The following is a 21,176-nucleotide window of genomic DNA, read 5'->3' as shown; positions in this document are numbered from 1 at the left end:
TACATGAAAAAGAAAACAATTGCCCTAAAAAACATTGCGGTACTGGCAGTACTATCTTTGGCTACCATTGCTTGTAATGAAGATTTTTCCACTCTGGATTCGGACCTTATCAATAGCGATAACAACTCCCACTTCAATTCAGAGACAAGCCTTTACGATGTAATCACTTACAACAGGGCACTTGGCGGTGAAGGGGAACAATTCAGACCCGTTCAAACCAATAATCTACCGTCCAACCTTCTGGGAATTTATGACGACCCTACTTACGGACGTACAACTGCCAGTTTTGTAACCCAATTGGCGCAATCCACCTCCGATCCAAGTTTTGGGGAAGGCACGCAAATTGACTCTGTTGTAATGACTATTCCTTACTTCAGTACCGTTACAGGGACTGCAGATGAAGGCGGAAGCACTTATGAACTGGATTCTATTTTTGGAGACGGTTACATTAAATTGTCGCTGTATGAAAGCACTTATTTCTTAAGAGGGTTCGATCCAAATTCTGAATTTGATGAAAGCCAACGCTATTATTCCAATGGAGCTACATCACCTACAGAGATGATTGATCCAACAGCTTTGGAAGGCACGCCAATTGCAGAACTTTTAAGCGATACCGAACCACCTCTACTTCAAAATTTCAAACCAAGCGAAGCACAAATCATCCTTACCGAACCTTCCGATGATGAAGTTGAAGAGGGAGAGGAACCAGAATATGAAGTGAGCGAGCGCTTGGCTCCTGCACTTAGATTAAAATTAGATCCTGGATATTGGAATCAAAAAATCATTTCCAAAGAAGGAGATGCTGTATTAAGTAACTCCAACAACTTCAACGACTACTTTAGAGGCATTTATTTTAAAGTTGAAGAAGTGGGAGAATCTGGACATATGTCCATGCTTAATATGTCTTCTACTTCCGCAAACATTACAATATACTATACCAAAGATCCTAGTGTAGAAGATGGAGACAGAATCGAAGCCTCTTATACCCTAACCTTTTCGGGAAATCGCGTTAACTTTTTGGAAAACCAATTCAATCTTCCTTTAATGGACGGTAATGATTTGGACGGAGATGAAAAACTCTACCTAAAAGGAGGTCAAGGATCTATGGCAATCGTAAAACTTTTTGATGGAGAAGACCTTGATGAAAATACAGAAAGTGACAACACCTTTGAAAATTTCAAGAACTTCTTTGCCCAAACAGATGAGGAAGGAAAGTTTGTAAAAAGAAGACGACTAATCAACGAAGCAAATCTTGTTTTCCATGTAGATCAATCGCAAGTGAATGGTGAAGAGCCAGACCGTATTTATCTTTACGATATTGACAATGAAAGATATTTGACCGATTATCTAGGAGATATTGCAAGCTCCACTTCACCTCTTTATTCAAGAACCAATCATTTAGGTAAACTAGAACGCGTAGATGATGAAACCGATGGAGAAGGAATCAAGTACAAACTTAGAATTACAGAACACGTAAAAAGCCTTATAGAAAACGACTCTACAAATGTAAAATTAGGTTTGGTGGTTTCTACCAATGTTAATTTGGAAATTAACAGTAGCACTGGACTACCTACCACCCAAGCCAAGATGTTAACCGCTGACGACGTAAAAGTACCTGTAAGCTCCGTGCTTTCCCCTAGAGGAACGGTACTTTTTGGAAACAATACAGCGGATGAAGACAAAAAAGTATATTTGGAGATTTTTTATACAGAACCAGAAAACTAAAACATTATGTGTGGCATTGTAGGGTATATTGGGCATCGTGAGGCCCACCCCATTATCATAAAAGGATTAAAACGCTTAGAATATAGAGGATACGACAGTGCTGGGATCGCACTTTATGACAATTGCGATATCAAACTTTCCAAAACCAAAGGAAAAGTTACAGATTTAGAAGATCGTATTACAAAGGAAATTTCAACACAAGGAACCTTGGGAATTGGTCACACTCGTTGGGCGACGCATGGAGTTCCAAACGATATCAATTCACACCCGCACCTTTCCAATTCAGGGAATTTGGTAATCATTCATAACGGTATCATAGAAAACTATGAATCCCTAAAAAAAGAATTGATTCAAAGAGGGTTTACCTTCAAATCAGACACCGATACCGAGGTATTAGTAAATTTGATTGAAGACGTGATGCAGAAAGAAAACCTGAAACTTGGTAAAGCAGTTCAAGTAGCCTTAAACCAAGTCATCGGTGCTTACGCCATTGCAGTGTTTGACAAGACAAAACCTAATGAAATTGTTGTAGCTAGATTGGGGAGTCCCTTGGCCATTGGAATTGGCGAAGGCGAATTTTTTATTGCCAGTGACGCATCTCCATTTTTGGAATACACTAAAAATGCTGTATACTTAGAGGACGAAGAAATGGCAATTATCCGTCGCGACAAGGACATCAAAATTCGTAAGATTTATGATGACACTAAAGTAGACCCTTACATCCAACAATTACAGTTAAATCTTGAGCAAATTGAAAAAGGAGGTTATCCACATTTCATGCTCAAGGAAATATATGAACAACCTAGTGCCATTCTAGACACTTTTAGAGGACGTTTGCTTACAGACCAAGCCATTATTAAAATGGCAGGTGTTGAGGACAACATGAAAAAATTCCTGAACGCCGAAAGAATTATCATTGTAGCCTGTGGAACCTCTTGGCATGCCGGTTTGGTTGCCGAATATATTTTTGAGGATTTGGCCAGAATTCCGGTAGAAGTGGAATATGCTTCGGAGTTCAGATACCGAAACCCAATCATCACAGAGAAGGATATCGTAATCGCCATTTCCCAATCCGGGGAGACAGCAGACACTTTAGCAGCCATCAAATTGGCAAAATCCAAAGGCGCTTTTGTTTTTGGTGTTTGTAATGTAGTAGGGTCATCCATTGCGAGAGAAACGGACGCTGGTGCCTACACCCACGCTGGGCCAGAAATTGGAGTCGCTTCAACAAAAGCCTTTACCACACAAATCACTGTACTGTCTTTAATTGCCCTAAGATTGGCCAGAGCTAAAGGCACGATATCAAGTTCCGACTTCAGACATCATTTAATTGAATTGGAACTTATTCCTGAAAAAGTTCAAAAGGCACTGGAATCAGATGAAATCGTAAAGAAAATAGCCGATATCTATAAAGACTCCAAAAACTGTCTTTATCTGGGAAGAGGCTATAACTTCCCTGTTGCTTTGGAAGGCGCTCTTAAATTAAAAGAGATTTCATACATCCACGCCGAAGGGTATCCTGCCGCAGAAATGAAGCACGGCCCTATCGCATTGATTGATGAAAACATGCCAATTGTGGTGATTGCCACCAAAAAGGGACATTACGAAAAAGTAGTAAGCAACATTCAGGAGATTAAATCCAGAAAAGGAAAAATTATAGGAATTGTCATGGAAGGTGACGAAAGTGTTAAGGAATTGGCTGACCATGTCATTGAAGTTCCAGAAACTTTGGAATCCCTTTCACCATTATTAACCACAATTCCACTACAATTATTATCCTACCATATAGCCGTAATGTTAGGTAAAAATGTGGATCAACCTAGGAACTTAGCAAAATCCGTTACGGTAGAGTAATGTAAATCAACTCTTTAAAAACAACAAAACCTCTAAGAATGCAATGTAGAATTAGCATTTTTAGAGGTTTTTTTTATCTATTTACTATTATAGACATATCTTTTTTATCAAAAACTACTATGCGCGCATAGTTTTTTGAAAATTCTTCATTGAAAGTTCTCAAAGTTTATATATATTGGCGCCACTAATAACTAATTCAAAAACATGAAAACACTCCCTAAGATTCTCATGCTGCTTTTTTGTGCCTATTCGTTTGCGCAAACAACTGTATCAGGAAAAATTACCGACCAAAATGGCCAACCTCTTCCAGGAGCAAATATCATCGCTCTTGGGTCCTCCGAAGGAACTATTTCGGATTTTGATGGAAATTATTCCTTTGTTGTTAATCAAGAACCTCCTTTTAACATTCAAGTAAGTAGCGTTGGATTTCAAAGTGTCACCAAAGAAGTTACAACCAACCCACAAACCATCAATATTATTTTGAACGAGGGGACAGAACTGGACGAAATCGTCATTTCTGCTTCCAGAACTCCAGAGCGAATTTTTGAATCGCCCGTAACCGTGGAACGCTTCGGTTTGAAAGAAATCAAAAATACCGCTTCTGCAGATTTTTACGATGGACTAGAAAACTTGAAAGGTGTAGACATTAACACCAACAGTTTAACCTTTAAAGCCATTAATACAAGAGGGTTTGCCACCTTTTCCAACACCCGTTTTATGCAATTGGTAGATGGTATGGACAACTCTACTCCTGCCCTTAACTTTCCTATAGGAAACTTGGTTGGGATGAACGAAACCGATATTCAAAGTGTGGAATTATTGCCTGGGGCCGCTTCGGCCTTGTACGGTGCAAATGCCTTTAATGGTATCCTGTTCATGCGTAGTAAAAACCCATTTGACCACCAAGGTATTAGTGGGTACTACAAGCAAGGGATCACTTCACAGGATGCTGCGGGAGACAATACCTATCGTGATGCAGGGATTAGAGCTGCCTACAAATTCAGTGACAAATTTGCCGCCAAGGTGAATTTTGGTTGGTTAAAAGGAACCGATTGGGTTGCCAACAATTATGAAGGAAAACCAGGAACTGGAGCCACCAGAGAAAGTGTTGGTTATGATGGATACAATATTTATGGAGATGAAGTGTCTACAGACATTAGAGATGTTGCCATTGCCTTAGTTGGATTGGGAATTCTTCCAAACGGTGCTGAATCCTTAGTCCCTTCAGTAGACGTGAGTAGAACAGGGTATGAGGAACGTGATTTAACCGATTATAACGCCGAAAGTATCAAAGCCGATTGGGGATTGTATTTCAGACCTATGGCTGATGATTTTGAAATTGCCTATGTTGGTAAAGTTGGAACAGGTTCAACTATTTATCAAGGGACTAACAGATATACCATTGACAACTTCTTCCAACAACAACACAAATTGGAAGTTCGCAACAACAACTTCTTTGTAAGAGGTTATGTAGTATCCGATAAAGCTGGAGATTCTTACGACATGGTCTTCACGGGAATCAATATTAACAGAGCGTGGAAAGACGATCAAACTTGGTTTGGAGAATATACTGGAACCTATGTACAGGCCACCTTGGCTGGAGCTACGAATGAGCAAGCTCATGCCATTGCACGTGCTCAAGCCGATACAGGCAGATATGAACCAGGGTCTCCTGAGTTCAAGGCGGCTTTCAACAGAAGTATCAGCGATCCAAATTTAAGCACGGGATCTAAATTCCAAGATGCTTCCAAATATTACCACGCCGATGCCAACTACAACTTTACACATTTATGGGATGTGGTAGAAATTCAAGTTGGAGGTTCTTTCAGACAGTACAGTCTTAATTCTTCTGGAACCATCTATACCGATTACGACGGAGCAATTGATTATTCTGAATTTGGGATCTACACTCAAATGCAGAAACTTTTCAAGTTTGACAACGATATGTCCCTAAAATTAACTGGATCCATTCGTTATGACAAATCAGAATTCTTTGACGGATTTCTTTCACCAAGATTATCGGCAGGTTTAACGGTTAATGAAGACCATAACATCCGTGCCTCTGTTCAAACTGGATTTAGAAACCCAACAACACAAGATTTATTTATAGGATTGGATGCCGGACGCGCTGTTTTGGTGGGTGCAGCCCCAGACAATTTAGACCGTTACTCTAGAGATTATGCTATTAGTGCTTCAGGACAATTATTAGGGCAACCTTCCAATATTTCGCAAACAGGAGCGGCTGCTTATAACAACTCCTATTCAGCATCATCCGTACAAGCCTTTGCCCAAGCAGGTAACCCTGCCCTATTGGAAATAGGAAATCCAGACCTAGTGAAACCAGAACGTGTCACCTCCTTTGAAGTTGGCTACCGTGGTAAATTGGAAAAGAACATTATCGACTTAAGTGTTTACTACAATAGATATAAAGACTTTATTTCCAATGAAAATGTAGTAGCCCCTCTTTATGGAGAAGTTGGTGATAATGGACTTTCCATTGCAGCCATTGCAAATGGCGATTACAATGTATACCAGACCTATACAAATTCAGAAGCTGATGTAAATTCTTATGGTGGTTCCCTTGGGGTTTCAACGAAAATATTTGGTGATTTCGATTTAGGTGGAAGTTACACGTACACGAAACAAGATTTTGATCAAGCCGCTTACCCAGATTTCAGGACCAACTTCAACACGCCAGAACATAAAGTAAAGGCTTCTTTTGGACATACAGACCTTTTCAAAAACTTTGGATTTAACCTTGCTTGGAGATGGAGCGATGACTACTACTGGCAAGCAACTTTTGGTGACGGAGCAATTCCTGCATACCACACCTTGGATGCCCAGGTAAACTACAGAGTACCATCTATCAAGTCTAGCTTTAAGGCTGGAGCCACCAACCTATTGGGTGACGAGTACTTTACTGCCATTGGTACAGGATACATAGGATCTATGTACTACGTTTCATGGACAATCAATAACCTATAACATTTAGCAAACATCATTAATATGAATACAAAATATATATGGTTGCTCGCCATCTCCTTAGGATTCATGGCCTGCGACAGTGACGACACAATAGCTCCTAGCACTGAACCCCTACCGGAATTGACTGCGGGTGAAGCCGACTTTTCAAACTATGTTTCTTTGGGGAATTCATTGACCTCTGGTTATACCGATGGGGCATTATTTATAGCCTCTCAAGAAAATTCCTTCCCGAACATTTTGGCCTCTCAATTCAGTTTGGCCGGTGGCGGAAGTTTCACCCAACCATTAATGAACGATAATTACGGTGGATTGGCTCTTGCAGGAAATCGCATTGCCGCTCCAAGATTGGTGTTTGGGGGTGCAGGACCAGTATCTTTGGAATCGGTGATTGGACCTGTAACTGTTACCACTGATATCGCTGCCAACAATCCAACCGGACCTTTCAACAATATGGGAGTTCCAGGGGCAAAAAGTTTTCACCTTTTGGCTCCGGGTTATGGAAATTTAGCTAACCTATCAGCAGGATTGGCCAATCCTTATTTTGTAAGAATGACGGGGGCCACTCCAGATGCAAGTGTTATTGAAATGGCCATGGCTCAAAACCCATCCTTCTTTACTATGTGGATAGGAAACAATGACGTTTTAGGATATGCTTTAAGTGGTGCCGATGGGTCTTCACCTATTACAGACCAGCCAACCTTTGATTATGCCATATCTACCTTGGTGACCACGTTAACATCAGGAGGTGCTAAAGGAGTAGTGGCCAATATTCCAGACATCACAACAATTCCACATTTTACAACCGTTCCTTACAATCCGCTGGATCCTTCCAACCCTGATTTCGGGCCTCAAATCCCAACCTTGAATGCTATTTTTGGTGCTTTAAACCAAGTTTACGTAGCTATCGGAGCTCCCGAAAGAACCATTGTGTTTTCAGAAACAGAAGCCAGTGCCGTAGTGATTAAGGACGAAAGCTTAGAAGATATTTCATCTACTATTACGGGAGCCTTAATGGCCAGCCCAACTTTCCCTGCCTTTATAGGTCAATTTGGACTTCCTGAGGAAGCAGCTCCATTGGTAGCCGCTTTATTAGGACAAACCTACGGACAGACAAGACAGGCCAACGAAAATGACTTATTTGTGTTGACCAGTAGTACTGTAATTGGTACAGTGAACACTCCCTACGCAGGAGCTTTAATGGCTCAAGGATTACCTCAAGCCTTAGCAGCACAATTTGCAGTAGAGGGGATCACCTTACCTCTGGAAGACAAATGGGTATTGATTCCAACAGAGCAAACCGAAATAGCAACTGCCACTAATAATTTTAATGCGACTATTCAAGCAGCAGCTTCTTCTGCTGGTTTGGCCATGGTGGATACCAACGTAATGCTACACCAATTGGCCAACGGAGGCTTAACAGATGGAGATTTCACCCTAAACGCCAATTTAGTTACCGGAGGTGCCATCTCTTTGGATGGTGTACACCTTACCTCAAGGGGTTACGCGGCTATAGCAAATGCCTTCCTAAAAGCTATAGACCTAACTTACGGTTCCAATTTTGAAGCCTCAGGAAATTTAGTAGATATAGGAAACTTCCCAACAAACTACGCTCCTACCCTTCAATAAAATAGCTAAGAATTTTCATAAAAAACGTCTACTTGTCAAACTCTATCAAGTAGGCGTTTTTTTATCCTGAAAAACTAAAAAAAATGGCTTTATTATTAAATTAAAAAAATATATCTTTGCAGCGCAAAAAACGGGGAGCCTGCTTCAATGCGTAGTCCTTGTTTTTCAGTATTAAAATATCTAAACATTAAACATATAAGTAATGTCAAAAGTTACAGGTAAAGTTGCACAAATAGTAGGACCGGTTATCGATGTTGAATTCGGTGCTGATTCAGAACTTCCAAAAATTTACGATTCGTTAGAGATTAAGAGACCTGATGGTTCCACTCTTGTTCTAGAAGTACAGTCTCACATTGGTGAAGATACTGTTAGAACAATTGCGATGGATTCATCTGATGGTTTGAGCAGAGGAACAGAAGTTATCGCTACTGGTGCTCCTATCCAAATGCCAATTGGAGATGATGTTTACGGACGTTTGTTTAATGTAATTGGAGATGCTATCGACGGTCTTGGTGATTTGCCAAAAGCTGGAACATCTGGTTTGCCAATTCACAGAGAGGCTCCAAAATTTGAAGATTTATCAACTTCTACTGAAGTATTATTTACAGGTATTAAAGTAATCGACTTGATTGAGCCTTATGCAAAAGGAGGTAAAATTGGATTATTTGGTGGTGCCGGTGTAGGTAAAACGGTATTGATTCAGGAGTTGATCAACAATATTGCAAAAGGTCACGGTGGTTTGTCAGTATTTGCTGGTGTAGGTGAAAGAACTCGTGAAGGAAATGACCTTTTGAGAGAGATGTTAGAGTCTGGAATTATCCGTTACGGTGAAGACTTCATGCACTCTATGGAAGATGGTGGATGGGATTTATCTAAAGTAGATAAGTCTAAAATGAAAGATTCTAAAGCGACTTTCGTATTCGGACAGATGAACGAGCCACCAGGAGCACGTGCACGTGTTGCTTTGTCTGGTTTAACAATTGCTGAGTATTTCCGTGATGGAGCTGGTGACGGACAAGGAAAAGATGTATTGTTCTTCGTTGACAACATCTTCCGTTTTACACAAGCTGGTTCTGAGGTATCTGCACTTCTTGGACGTATGCCATCTGCGGTAGGTTACCAACCAACATTGGCAACTGAGATGGGTGCGATGCAAGAGCGTATTACTTCTACTAAAAAAGGATCTATTACATCTGTACAGGCGGTTTACGTACCTGCGGATGACTTAACTGACCCGGCACCTGCAACAACCTTTGCCCACTTGGATGCTACAACGGTATTGTCTCGTAAAATTGCTGAGCTAGGTATCTACCCTGCGGTAGATCCATTAGATTCTACCTCTAGAATTCTTACTGCTGACATTTTAGGAAACGAGCACTACAACTGTGCACAACGTGTAAAAGAGTTATTGCAACGTTATAAAGAATTACAAGACATTATCGCCATCCTTGGTATGGAAGAATTGTCTGAAGAAGATAAATTGGCGGTATCCCGTGCAAGACGTGTACAACGTTTCTTGTCTCAGCCTTTCCACGTAGCAGAACAGTTTACTGGAATTCCTGGAGTATTGGTAGATATTAAAGAAACTATCAAAGGATTTAACATGATTATGGACGGTGAATTGGATCACTTGCCAGAAGCAGCGTTCAACCTTAAAGGAACTATCGAGGAAGCTATCGAAGCTGGAGAAAAAATGCTTGCTGAAGCTTAATAAAACACTAAACTATGTATTTAGAAATAGTATCGCCAGAAGCTACATTGTTCAGTTCAGAAGTGGACTCAGTAGTGTTGCCTGGAGTTGATGGTGAATTCCAAGTGTTGCAAAACCACGCGCCTATTATCTCGTTGTTGCAACAAGGCACCATTAAAATCCATACGCACACCAAAAGCCTTCCTGGATTTAAGGAATTGCCTGCCGAAATCATCCCGTTGCATACAGATGACAAGGTGTTGACCTTAAACATAGATTCTGGAACTGTTGAAATGAAAGACAATAAAGTAATCATTCTTGTTGAAAAATAAGATTCGGAAACTTAGAGATAGAAAAAGTCAAACAATTACGTTTGGCTTTTTTGTTTTTATGACTCAGTTAATAAAATTTAACCCTCCACATACTCCAAAATATCGCCTGGTTGACAATCGAGTTCTCTGCAAATAGCTTCCAAAGTAGAAAACCGAATTGCTTTAGCTTTGCCTGTTTTTAAAATAGAAAGATTGGCAGTAGTAATCCCAATCGCCTCTGCAAGCTCATTACTTTTCATTTTACGCTTGGCCAACATCACATCCACATTCACAATAATCCCCATCCCTAAACTGTTAATTCATTCTCTTCTTTAGCAGCTTTGGCTATTTTAAACAACTCACTTAAAACCATAAAAAACAACCCTAGACACATAACCATTATGATTGGTCCTGGAGTTACTGAAAAAGTCCGTTCAATGTCATTTCCGAGATAAACCGACAATAAAAACGATGGTATACCAGTAATCAATGCAATAACAACAAAGAGAACTCCTATTTCATTGAAATTTTTGATTACAGATTGACTAAACGGTTTTAAGTTTTTAAAATAGTCCAGTACATCATCCAAAAGAAAAACCGCTCTAAGCACCAAGCCCAAAGAAATATAGATTAACAATAAGAAAATGTGCTTTTCAATTGTCATTCCTTGCACTTCAACACCATTAATCTTAACAATGGCATTAAGTGTACCGGTAAATATAAAATGAAGATAGGAGAATAACATTACGCCCATAGCAAGAACTCCTGTAATCCAAAGGTATCTCACTAGCCATTTTAAAAGGATTAATTTCTTCATAGGACAACTTCTTTTAAAACAAACTTATTAAAAATTATCGTTTATCAATAATTTTTAACCGTAAAAAAATAAAATATAGTTAAGCCACCTCATCATACGCCCTTTTCAAACGTTCAACGACAAATTGAATTTCCTCTTCATTTAAATGTCCAAAACCAAACCTTATGGCGCAGGTTTCCGCATCTTGATACAAAATAGTTTTTGGCAAAAACAAATCATGCTTTTCTGCTTGTTCAGCCAATTTTACCAAAGAAATTTTGGATTTGAATTGTAACCAAATCGCTAACCCTCCAGCCGGAATTTCATAAGAAATGATATCCTTAAAATAAGTCTTCAACAGACTACACAAATAATCTCGCCGTTGTTTATAAACAATGACATTCTTCTTAACTAAACGGTACATTTCCCCTTCACTAATCAATTCCGAAAGCATTTGCTCCTGAATTAAATCGCCTTGACGGTCCAATAATTGCAAATAGTTTTTCGCCTCCAAAATCAAGTTCTCAGGAGCCACTACAAAGCCAGTTTGAAAACTTGGGAACAAAGACTGCCCCAATTTTCCCAAATAAATCACCAGACCATTGGCATCGGCGCTGGCCATTGGCAACATGGCTGAACCTTCAAATTGAAAATCGTAATCATAATCATCTTCGATAATGGCAAACTGATAAGCTTTCGCCAATTCCAAAAGTTTTAAACGTCGTTCGGCACTCAGAGTTTTAGTGGTTGGATAATGCCTATGAGCACACACATATACACAACGAATACTTCCCTTTACAAAATGTGTCCGGATAAAACCGACATCCAACCCATGTGCATCCACAGGAATAGTCCTAATCGCAGCCCCAGCCTGCTGAAAAATCATGTTTGAGGCATAATTTCCCAATTGCCCCACTATCACCACATCATTCTGTTTGATCAACAACTGAGAGACGATGTACAGACTCATTTCGGTACTACGCGTACTAAGTAGATCATTAGGCTGTATGTGAAATCCCCTGGTAGCGTTTAAATAATTGCACAATTGGGTTTCAAATACAGAAGCCGACAATTCGCTTGTATGGTTCCATTTTGAAATTAGCGACTTTCGCTTCATGGCCGCACTGTACCACCTTGAAAATTGATGCACCGGATGCAGCCTTAAATCAGGTTGCCCATCATTAATGGTATATTTCGCATTTGTTTCCTGAGCCGTAGACGCCAAATGAAAGGACTGTTGAAATGGAAAACCAGTAGTTTTAGAATAATTATAAACCTGATCTAATTGCTGTACCGAGGCCTTAATGGGAGCCGTTCGTTGTTCTGGCAACAATACAAAGGTTCCTTTATTGGGCAGAATCTCTACCCAACCCTGTGAGGCCAATTCGTCATAAACCGCCACAGCCGTATTTCTATGGATACCGAAAATCTGACTAAAACTTCGCGTTCCCGGCAATGCCGTACCTTTGGAAAGATATCCCCTCTGAATAGCATTGATAATTTGTTGTGCTATTTGAATATAAACAGCTGTTGAACTTGACTTTTCAAAAAAAATCAGCTGTTTTAAGAGGTTATTAACCGGACTATTCATAGTTTTAAAACTGGACTAGTTTACTCGTCCGGAAAGTTACGACTTTTGCAGGGTTAAATTACATCAATTCATGAAAAGCAAATTACTCTCATCGGCATTTATATTGTCAACTTTAATAGGTACTGCCCAAGTGGAACCTGTAAAAATGGATTCCCTAGACGAAGTCATCATTACCTCCACACGTATTGACCTTCCCTTTAAAGAAAACTCAAGAACCATTACTGTAATCACCTCAAAAGATATCAAGGAAAGCCCCGCTACCAATCTTCCCGATTTATTACAACAAGTAGCCGGAGTGGATGTTCGTCGTCGTGGAACTTTTGGCTCTCAAGCCGATCTTTATATACGCGGTGGAAGTTTTGACCAGACCTTATTGTTAATTGACGGAATTAAGTTGGAAGATGCACAAACCGGTCACCACAGTATGAACTTGGCATTGCCCTTGGAAGTAATTGAACGTATTGAAATCATCAAAGGGCCCGCCGCTAGAGTCTTTGGCCAAAATGCCTTCACGGGAGCAGTCAATATTGTGACTAAAAAATCTATGGACAACCGAGTAGATTTAGGAGTACAAGCTGGTTCTTTCGGGCAGAAAAATGCGTCGGTAACAGTAGGTAGTGAGCTTAGCAATACCTCGCACATCATTCACTATTCCAGAAACACCTCTGAGGGCTATCGTTATAACACCGATTATGACAATCAGAATTACTTTTTGAAAAGCAGTTTCAACAAAAACCACATGCCCATCGATTTGATTGCCACTTTCCAAGAACGTGATTTTGGCGCCAACGGATTTTACGCCTCCCCTTCAGCAGTAAATCAATATGAAGAGACACAAGCTAGCTTGGTTGGCCTATCCTCTACTTACAGAAATAATAGCCTAACCCTTAAACCTAGAGTGTATTGGAGACGCAACCAAGACATGTATTTATATACAAGAACCAACCCCGAAGGCTATAGAAACCTTCACCAAACAAATAAAATTGCGGCGGAACTTCACGGTTCTTACAACACCAAAATTGGAACTACCGGTTTTGGAGTGGATTTGGCACAAATCTACCTCTCAAGTAACAATCTTGGAAAGCGTGATCGTTTTATGACCAACTTCTTCTTGGAGCACCGTTTCAAATTTTTCAACAACAAATTCGACGTGACTCCTGGAGTGGCAGTAACCTATTTTTCAGATTTTAAATTCCATGCATTCCCTGGAGTAGATGTAGGATATTCCGTTTCCGATCAATTAAAACTTTACGGAAATATTGGTTATACATACCGCATCCCCACCTACACCGATTTATACTACAGCGACCCAACAACTTTAGGAAATGACCAATTGGATCCTGAAGAGGCCATTGCCGAGGAAATAGGGATTAAATTCCTAGGAAAATCTATCAATGCTACTGTGGCATTCTTCAACAGAGATTCCCAAAAACTTATTGATTATGTAAAAGTAAATGAGGACGATCTTTGGCAAGCAGAAAACATAAGAGATTTGAACACTAAAGGTTTTGAAGCCAACCTTAATTATCATTTTGAACTGTCTGGACTCACACAACACATCGATCTTGGCTATACCTTTATAGAAGATGAAATTAAAGATTTGGATATCGACTATTCAAGATATTCTATCAACTCTTTAAAGCATCAGGCAACAGCAACCTACCGTGGTCATTTCTTTAAAATTGTACAACCAAGTTTGACCTACAAATACGCCGAACGCACCTCAGGACAGGCTTATACTGTATGGGACGCAAGCCTTACCGTGAGTATTCAACAATTGGATGTATCTCTCTACGCTAACAATATTTTCAACGAAGAATATTACGAAACTAACTTAGTACCAATGCCTAAAGGCAATGTACTGTTCGGGGTAACTTATCATTTTAAATAGGTCTCAAAAGCAAGTTTTCAACAATAGCAAAAGTATGAATATCATGTCCTAACCTTTTCTTAACTTTAGACGTTAACTATTCATACTTTTCTATTGAAGCTTCATAACATTCCTCGCGTAAAAACTATTACCAAAGAGGACTTTATTGCAAACTACTTCAAGCCTCAGAAACCTGTGGTTATTGAATCTTTAACTGAAGATTGGCCGGCTTATTCCAAATGGTCATTGGAGTATATGAAATCTGTTTCGGGAGACAGAACGGTTCCGCTTTACGATGATCGACCAGTACATCACGAAGATGGTTTCAATCAACCACACGCCACCATGAAAATGGCCGAATACATCGACCTTTTAAGAAGCGAACCCACCAAATACCGCATCTTTCTTTGGAATATCCTTAAGGAAGTCCCAGAACTACAAAGTGATTTCTCCTTTCCAGATTTTGGTATCAAGCTCATGAAGAAGCTGCCAATGTTATTCTTTGGAGGAGAAAATTCGCACACGTTTATGCACTACGATATTGATTTGGCAAACATCTTTCATTTTCATTTTGAAGGGACCAAACAAATCATTCTTTTCAATCAAAACCAAAACAAACATCTCTATAAAATCCCCTATTCCTTAATTACCAGGGAAGATATCGATTTTTCAAATCCAGATTTCAACCAATGGCCAGCCCTGAAAAATGTAGAAGGCTACACAACTCAATTGAAACATGGTGAAGTACTCTACATGCCCGAAGGTTTCTGGCACTATATGAAATATCTAACTCCTGGTTTTTCTATGAGTTTAAGGGCCATTCCAAGACATCCTAAAAATTTGGGAATCGCCATTTATAATGTCTTCGTATTGCGATATTTGGACAATTTCATGAGGCGTTTACAAGGACAAAAATGGATCGACTGGAAAAATGAACAAGCCATTACACGGACCCATAATAGAATAAATCTTAACGCATAACTTCTTTGGTTGTGCTATATTTGTCCACTCAAAAAACCAAATAACATGAAGAATATTCTATTTGTGGCATTTTTGTTATGTGCCACCTTAACCTACTCGCAAGCCTTTCAAGGAAAAGGCGACAAAAAATTCCAAATTGGGGCCAATTTTCAAGACCGCGCTACGGGAATCAACGCGACCTACGACTTCGGTCTTGGGGAAAACATCTCTTTAGGGTTCGCTTCTACCTACGCTTTGGATGTTCCTGAATTCCTTGATGCCGATTTTATTGACCGTTTTGATGTTAAAGCACGCTTTAATGCACATTTGGGAAATGTTATCAACATTCACGAAGATTTCGATTTATACCCTGGATTGGATTTTAGCATCAAGAATTTTGGAGGGCACTTAGGAGCGCGTTATTTCTTTACCTCAGGTTTTGGCGTGTTTACCGAAGCTACCTACCCAATCGCTTTTTACGACACTGGCCATTTAACCCCTGCAGAGAAATTGCACAATCAGTTTACCATTAGCTTTGGAGCTTCCTTCAATCTGTAAATTGAAGTAACAAATCATATATAAAAAAGGCTGTTTAATAAACAGCCTTTTTTTATCGGATCAATTCATTCACCTTTTCATAGACCAGATGGGATTCCCACCCACGGTACAGCAGGTAATCTGCTAGTTTTTTCTTTTTCTTAAAAGTATTGGTTTCCTTAATGGTTCCACATTGCTTTTCTGCCAGGCTATGAAACACTTCCATATAGTCCTGCTCATCAATTTCCTTTAGAGCCGAATTGATATTATAAGCGGAAATTTCCTTAAACTTTAGTTCATTCTTCAACCTATTTCGTCCCCATTTCTTGATTCGGAACTTTCCCCTCACAAAACTTTTGGCAAAGCGTTCTTCATTTAAAAACCTATGTTCAAGCAAATGCACCACGATATGGTCAATGGCCTCAGGGATCATGTGCATTGTTCGTAATTTTTGAACGACTTCCTTATGGCAACGCTCCTGATAGGCGCAATAATGCTCCAGCTTTTTGATGGCTTCCTCTACCGTATAGGTTTTGTGTGTTTGCATGTTTCAAAAATAACAACAATTAAATAATTTCATAAAAACTCACAACTTGCTGAATATTAGATATTTTACTTATATTTAAGTCTTCATTTTTTACCAACCAATTAATTAATCCGTAATGACAAAACAACCAACCCTCAGTTTTGTTGCTATCGCCTTTGTGGCAACATATAGTTTTGGACAATTAGAAATCAACTCAACCGGTGTCCCTTACACTATTAATTTTGACAACACCGTAACCAATGTAAACAACAATGCCTTTACTGGTAGTGGCTGGTCTCCAAACCCCAACAGTGGGCAATTAGATTCCGATGCCTGGTCCCATACAGGAAACAGTGATGGAAATCTAAGCTTTGGAGATACTGGAGATTCAGGAGATTATGCTGGAGGGACTTCTACTTATGGCGAATCAACGGGTGGTTGGTACGCCTTTAGTAATAATGGCGATATCGCACTAGGAATCCAACCTGGTGGTAGCGATTGGACTCCGGGAGACCTAACACTGCGCATTCAAAACAACACAGGGAACCTTATTAATTCTTTGGAATTGGCTTATGATATTCTCTGTTTTAATGACCAAGAACGGAGCAATAGCTTCAATTTTTCACATTCCGATGATAACACAACATATATCAACGAAACAACACTGGATTACAATTCCCCTGAAACCGCAACGGCTACTTTAAATACCTCATCAAAGAGCATCACTCTTACAGATTTGGCTGTTGCTGATGGTGCCTTTTATTATTTGCGTTGGAGTGGTGATGACATTTCGGGAACAGGATCTAGAGATGAATTTGCCATAGACAACATTTCAATAACAGCCTTTAGCGGAAGTCCAAGTCCAGAATTAAAACTTTTGGACGCCGATGCAAACCCTCAAAATTGTGGCTACACCATAGACTTTGGTATTACAGAAAGTAACAATAGTTATACGGATGTCAATTTCACCATTGAAAATATTGGCAACGCCGATTTGGAAATCACCAATTTTAACCTCACAGGGGATTTTTCAATTGTTGCCCCGGTAATACTTCCCAGTGTTGCAACGCCTCTTGTGGTCAATCCCAGTTCAAGTACGATTGTTACAATAAGGTTTTCTCCTCTTAGTGATGGCCTCTTAAATGGTACTTTGGAAATAATTAACAATGATAATAACGAAGGAGATTGCGTTATCAATTTATTAGGAGAAGGATATACGCCCGCTCCAAATATTATTGTGAGAGGCGTGATTGGAGCCAATCCCACCATTGCTAATGGTAGCACCACAACTTCTGGATTAAACAATACCCTTTTCGCATCACAAACCATCAATTCCGGGAGTCAAACCAAGAGTTTTCGCATTGCAAACGAAACTGGCAGTGACGTTCTTGAAGTTTCCAACATTTCCCTTTCTGGAGATACGGCCGATTTCTATGTAACGGCCTCCACTCCCTACGCCATTTCCATTGGCAGCTATGCAGACTTCAGCATTACCTTTCAACCCACCACAGATTCTGGGACCAGAAGCTGCGTTGTTTCCATTGTAAATTCAGACCCCAATAAAAACCCTTATACGTTTACGATTGAAGGCACGGCCACCTGCCCTTCAACAAGTGGCACAATTACCCCTACCGAAGGCCCAATTGGCACGGAAGTCACCATAAGCTCTACAGATAACCTTATGGGAGCAACTGCTTCACTTAATGGCTTGTCTCTTCCCATAGTTTCAAACTCTTCTGAAGAACTAACCGTTAGTATCCCGTCGAACGTAACCATAGGTGGGCCGGTCAGTGTAGAATTGGCCAGTGGTTGTATCTTCAGTAATACTTTCACCCTAATTGACCAATCAATCTCTGGATGTGACACCAGTAATTCTGCAAATTTGGACAACCTGTTCATTAGTCAAGTAACGGATTCCCCAACCGGAAGTTTATCTTATGTAGAATTATACAATGCCACCAATTCTAACATTGATTTTTCAACTACAAATTATAGTTTACGAGTCTATAACAATGGGAACACCTCCAGCTACAATACTATTACTTTAAACTCTGGGACAATCCTTCAGAACGATACCTTTGTTGTGGTGATGGGAACCACGGACACCCAATGTGCTGCCGATGGCGCCGATGGGTCTTTGGCCGAATTGGAAATAACTACCGTTGGTGTGAGCATTAATTTCCATAAAGACTACAATACCAGTATTGGCCATGATTTTATTGGGCTTTATGAAGACAGTGCTTTGATAGATTCCTTTGGTGTTTTAGGAGATCAAACTTGGGCCTATGGATTGTGGCTTGGAGAAAGTGGCGCTACTTTTGAACGCATTGCTTCTTTGTCCTTGCCCAACCCTACTTTTAGTACTTCCGATTGGAACATTTCCAATTGGGAAGATTGTAACGATGTAGATTATTCCGATATAGGAAACTATGATTTTTCTACTGGCATACCTCCTACCGTGAACACTATTTACGCCACGAGTTTAGGATGCACTTCTACTTCCCTAAACATAGAAGCAATCGAGGGCTACAACGAAATAGACGATATGAACGACTTGGTTTATCTTTGGCTCTACATTTCCCCATCACAATCCAATTGGACGCCACTTTCTGATAATGCTATCTATTCTGGAACTTCCTCTAATACACTTGTCATTTTAGATACTACCGAAATTGAAGATGCCCAATACTATTGTCAAGTCATGGAAAGCGGCACTACCTGTTACCAAAACTCCAGCGCCATATCCCTTCCTTCCACCATGGCTATTTGGGATGGCAGCTCGTGGTCCTCTCCTCCTACTTCAGACAAAGCGATAATCATAAATGCAGATTATGACACTGGAACTAACCTTGACGGACAAACCAGTTTCGAAGCCTGTAGCCTAATTGTAAATTCAGAATATACGCTTACTATTGCCAACAACACCTATGTAGAGGTGTCAAATGATTTAACGGTAAATGGCAATATCATTGTAGCTTCTCAAGGTGCTTTTGTCCAACTCAATGACGATGGAATAATTGAGGGAGACGTTTTGAATGACCCTTCAAAAATTACCGTGGAGAAATTTACTGCCCCAATGAATCATTGGTATGAATACACCTATTGGAGCTCTCCTGTTACCAATGAACAAATCCATACAGGTTTGGCCGAATCTTCAGTGAATAGACGCTACAAATTTACAGCCGAAAATTATCTGGATGCTACTATGGAATCCAATAATGATAATACTGCATCGCCAGGGCAAGATGGTATTGACGACGATGGCGACGATTGGACATGGGTTCCAGGTTCTGAGTTAATGGAAATTGGCAAAGGTTATGCTTCCACCCATAATGCCGGACTATTCAACAGCACACTAGGAACTCCTCCCTTTCAATTCAAATATACCTTTGAAGGCCCATTTAACAATGGCAGTATTGAAGTAGATATTTATAGAAATGACACAGAACTTAACGATGACAATTGGAATCTTATTGGCAATCCATACCCTTCTGCCTTTAGCGTGGAAAAGTTCTTTGAAGAAAACTATCTTACAGGAAAAATAGCTGGCGCGATATATTTATGGTCGCAAAACACAGCGCCTTCTAGCAGCGCAAATGGTAACGAAAATGAAAATTTTTCGCAGGCAGATTATGCCATCATTAATTTGTCTGGACAAACAGCTGGCGGAGATGGTGTCTCTCCTATTGTTGGAGCAGATAACGATAGATACATTCCTTCTTGTCAAGGATTTTTTGTAACCATGGAAAATGATGCCACTCCAACTGGTACTAGCCCAATTTATAGTACTCAAATCATATTTAACAACGATATGAGGGTTAAGGACACGAATGACAACAGTCAGTTTTTTAAAGCCGCCAATAACACTCCCAATGAAAGACTTTGGTTGAATTTGACCTCAAGCAACAATAGTTTTGGTCAAATTTTGATTAGTTACCTTGAAGGTGCAACCGACAGTTTTGATGGCATGTCCTATGATGCGCCCAGACAAACCTACAATGTGTATACCTCTTTTTATTCTATAATTGAGGGAACGGATAAAAATTTTGCAATTCAAGGGAAATCCCCAACAAGTTTAAATTTAGAAGAAGTGATTCCTTTAGGATTTCAAACTATGGCGCCAACATCAACCCAATACACAATAAATATAGCTCAAATAGAAGGTGCATTTATGGAGTCAAATACTATTTATTTGAAGGATAATTTACTCAACATTACGCATAATCTTTCTGAGGCCAATTATTCGTTCACTTCGGAAGTCGGTACTTTTAATAGTCGGTTTGAAATTGTATTCACCGCTAATACGTTATCAACAAACGATTACTTTGCAAACCCTAGTCAATTGTCAATTTTCGAGCTTCAAAATGACGAAGTTCAATTCGAACTAAACGATGACCAATTACAAATCTTGCAAATTGCCATTTTGGATATGTTGGGGAGGAAAATATATAGTTTGAGAGCAAACAGTACTAGTGAAACCTACAATTTAACTAATTTAAGCCAGGCGTCCTATATTGCTAAAATCCGTTTATCCAACGGACAGATTCTGAACAAAAAATTTATTAAGCGTTAAATCTAGACCTTATGCTTATTTGTTTTCAATAAAAATATCTTTTGAGTTTTAAAAATTGCTTTTCAAACAGATGATATGAGATTGCACTAATTATAATTGTAAGAAATAAAGATGATATCACTAAAACATACC

General features: G+C 39.7%; 14 protein-coding genes. 10 read left to right on the top strand and 4 right to left on the bottom strand.

The genetic code is table 11. The features are described 5' to 3' along the window. Nucleotides 1-3 precede the first annotated feature (3 nt). The 6 genes from ZA05_RS15865 (at nt 4) to ZA05_RS15840 (ending at nt 10,212) form a co-directional block, all read left to right on the top strand. Nucleotides 4-1,725 (top strand): DUF4270 domain-containing protein, encoded by a 1,722-nt coding sequence (locus tag ZA05_RS15865; RefSeq protein WP_053992673.1) that lies wholly within the window; start codon nt 4-6, stop codon nt 1,723-1,725. 6 nt (nt 1,726-1,731) lie between these two features. Further along, a complete protein-coding gene (gene glmS / locus ZA05_RS15860; protein ID WP_053992672.1) occupies nt 1,732-3,579 on the top strand; it encodes a glutamine--fructose-6-phosphate transaminase (isomerizing) in 1,848 nt (615 codons plus the stop codon). Nucleotides 3,580-3,783: 204 nt separating this feature from the next. Further along, entirely contained in the window at nt 3,784-6,564 is a 2,781-nt protein-coding gene (locus ZA05_RS15855) for a TonB-dependent receptor domain-containing protein (RefSeq protein ID WP_053992671.1), read from the top strand. A gap of 21 nt (nt 6,565-6,585) precedes the next feature. Continuing rightward, a complete protein-coding gene (locus ZA05_RS15850) occupies nt 6,586-8,190 on the top strand; it encodes an SGNH/GDSL hydrolase family protein (protein WP_053992670.1) in 1,605 nt (534 codons plus the stop codon). 202 nt (nt 8,191-8,392) lie between these two features. Next, nucleotides 8,393-9,901, top strand: coding sequence for a F0F1 ATP synthase subunit beta (atpD, locus tag ZA05_RS15845; RefSeq protein WP_053992669.1), 1,509 nt, complete (start codon nt 8,393-8,395; stop codon nt 9,899-9,901). 14 nt (nt 9,902-9,915) lie between these two features. Next, on the top strand, nt 9,916-10,212 hold the full coding sequence (locus tag ZA05_RS15840) for a F0F1 ATP synthase subunit epsilon (RefSeq protein WP_053992668.1): 297 nt from the start codon (nt 9,916-9,918) through the stop codon (nt 10,210-10,212). A gap of 77 nt (nt 10,213-10,289) precedes the next feature. On the opposite strand, the gene ZA05_RS15835 is transcribed toward ZA05_RS15840, so the two are convergent. From ZA05_RS15835 to ZA05_RS15825, 3 genes are all read right to left on the bottom strand, one after another. Further along, complete coding sequence (locus ZA05_RS15835; protein ID WP_053992667.1) at nt 10,290-10,496, bottom strand: helix-turn-helix transcriptional regulator; 207 nt, start codon at nt 10,494-10,496, stop codon at nt 10,290-10,292. A 2-nt stretch (nt 10,497-10,498) separates the two neighbouring features. Beyond that, nucleotides 10,499-11,008, bottom strand: a complete 510-nt coding sequence (locus ZA05_RS15830) for a DUF2975 domain-containing protein (RefSeq protein ID WP_053992666.1) — start codon at nt 11,006-11,008, stop codon at nt 10,499-10,501. A gap of 79 nt (nt 11,009-11,087) precedes the next feature. Then, nucleotides 11,088-12,578: a PLP-dependent aminotransferase family protein gene (locus ZA05_RS15825; RefSeq protein ID WP_053992665.1), complete on the bottom strand. Its 1,491-nt coding sequence runs from the start codon at nt 12,576-12,578 to the stop codon at nt 11,088-11,090. Nucleotides 12,579-12,648: 70 nt separating this feature from the next. Between ZA05_RS15825 and ZA05_RS15820 the strand changes: the two genes are divergently transcribed. The 3 genes from ZA05_RS15820 to ZA05_RS15810 all read left to right on the top strand — a co-directional run bounded on the left by ZA05_RS15820 (nt 12,649) and on the right by ZA05_RS15810 (nt 15,966). Further along, nucleotides 12,649-14,469 (top strand): TonB-dependent siderophore receptor, encoded by a 1,821-nt coding sequence (locus tag ZA05_RS15820; RefSeq protein ID WP_053992664.1) that lies wholly within the window; start codon nt 12,649-12,651, stop codon nt 14,467-14,469. Nucleotides 14,470-14,562: 93 nt separating this feature from the next. Continuing rightward, nucleotides 14,563-15,429 carry a cupin-like domain-containing protein gene (locus tag ZA05_RS15815; RefSeq protein WP_053992663.1) on the top strand — a complete coding sequence of 289 codons (867 nt, stop codon included), beginning with the start codon at nt 14,563-14,565 and terminating at the stop codon, nt 15,427-15,429. Nucleotides 15,430-15,474: 45 nt separating this feature from the next. Then, nucleotides 15,475-15,966: a DUF6646 family protein gene (locus ZA05_RS15810; protein WP_053992662.1), complete on the top strand. Its 492-nt coding sequence runs from the start codon at nt 15,475-15,477 to the stop codon at nt 15,964-15,966. A 52-nt stretch (nt 15,967-16,018) separates the two neighbouring features. Here the strand turns inward: ZA05_RS15810 and ZA05_RS15805 are convergent, their stop codons facing one another. Further along, nucleotides 16,019-16,492, bottom strand: coding sequence for a regulatory protein RecX (locus ZA05_RS15805; RefSeq protein ID WP_053992661.1), 474 nt, complete (start codon nt 16,490-16,492; stop codon nt 16,019-16,021). Between the two features lie 115 nt (nt 16,493-16,607). Here ZA05_RS15805 and ZA05_RS15800 point away from each other — a divergent pair, with 115 nt between their 5' ends. Continuing rightward, nucleotides 16,608-21,044 carry a choice-of-anchor D domain-containing protein gene (locus tag ZA05_RS15800; RefSeq protein WP_053992660.1) on the top strand — a complete coding sequence of 1,479 codons (4,437 nt, stop codon included), beginning with the start codon at nt 16,608-16,610 and terminating at the stop codon, nt 21,042-21,044. The last annotated feature ends 132 nt before the right edge of the window (nt 21,045-21,176 follow it).

Source organism: Mangrovimonas sp. TPBH4 (genome assembly GCF_001280505.1).
Lineage (GTDB): Bacteria > Bacteroidota > Bacteroidia > Flavobacteriales > Flavobacteriaceae > Mangrovimonas_A.
This window is presented reverse-complemented; position numbering and strand designations above follow the sequence as displayed.

Bases quoted from the DNA above. Each gene is read 5' to 3' on its own strand.
- ZA05_RS15865 (WP_053992673.1), top strand. From the start codon at position 4: ATGAAAAAGAAAACAATTGCCCTAAAAAACATTGCGGTACTGGCAGTA.
- glmS (WP_053992672.1), top strand. From the start codon at position 1,732: ATGTGTGGCATTGTAGGGTATATTGGGCATCGTGAGGCCCACCCCATT.
- ZA05_RS15855 (WP_053992671.1), top strand. From the start codon at position 3,784: ATGAAAACACTCCCTAAGATTCTCATGCTGCTTTTTTGTGCCTATTCG.
- ZA05_RS15850 (WP_053992670.1), top strand. From the start codon at position 6,586: ATGAATACAAAATATATATGGTTGCTCGCCATCTCCTTAGGATTCATG.
- atpD (WP_053992669.1), top strand. From the start codon at position 8,393: ATGTCAAAAGTTACAGGTAAAGTTGCACAAATAGTAGGACCGGTTATC.
- ZA05_RS15840 (WP_053992668.1), top strand. From the start codon at position 9,916: ATGTATTTAGAAATAGTATCGCCAGAAGCTACATTGTTCAGTTCAGAA.
- ZA05_RS15835 (WP_053992667.1), bottom strand. From the start codon at position 10,496: ATGGGGATTATTGTGAATGTGGATGTGATGTTGGCCAAGCGTAAAATG.
- ZA05_RS15830 (WP_053992666.1), bottom strand. From the start codon at position 11,008: ATGAAGAAATTAATCCTTTTAAAATGGCTAGTGAGATACCTTTGGATT.
- ZA05_RS15825 (WP_053992665.1), bottom strand. From the start codon at position 12,578: ATGAATAGTCCGGTTAATAACCTCTTAAAACAGCTGATTTTTTTTGAA.
- ZA05_RS15820 (WP_053992664.1), top strand. From the start codon at position 12,649: ATGAAAAGCAAATTACTCTCATCGGCATTTATATTGTCAACTTTAATA.
- ZA05_RS15810 (WP_053992662.1), top strand. From the start codon at position 15,475: ATGAAGAATATTCTATTTGTGGCATTTTTGTTATGTGCCACCTTAACC.
- ZA05_RS15805 (WP_053992661.1), bottom strand. From the start codon at position 16,492: ATGCAAACACACAAAACCTATACGGTAGAGGAAGCCATCAAAAAGCTG.
- ZA05_RS15800 (WP_053992660.1), top strand. From the start codon at position 16,608: ATGACAAAACAACCAACCCTCAGTTTTGTTGCTATCGCCTTTGTGGCA.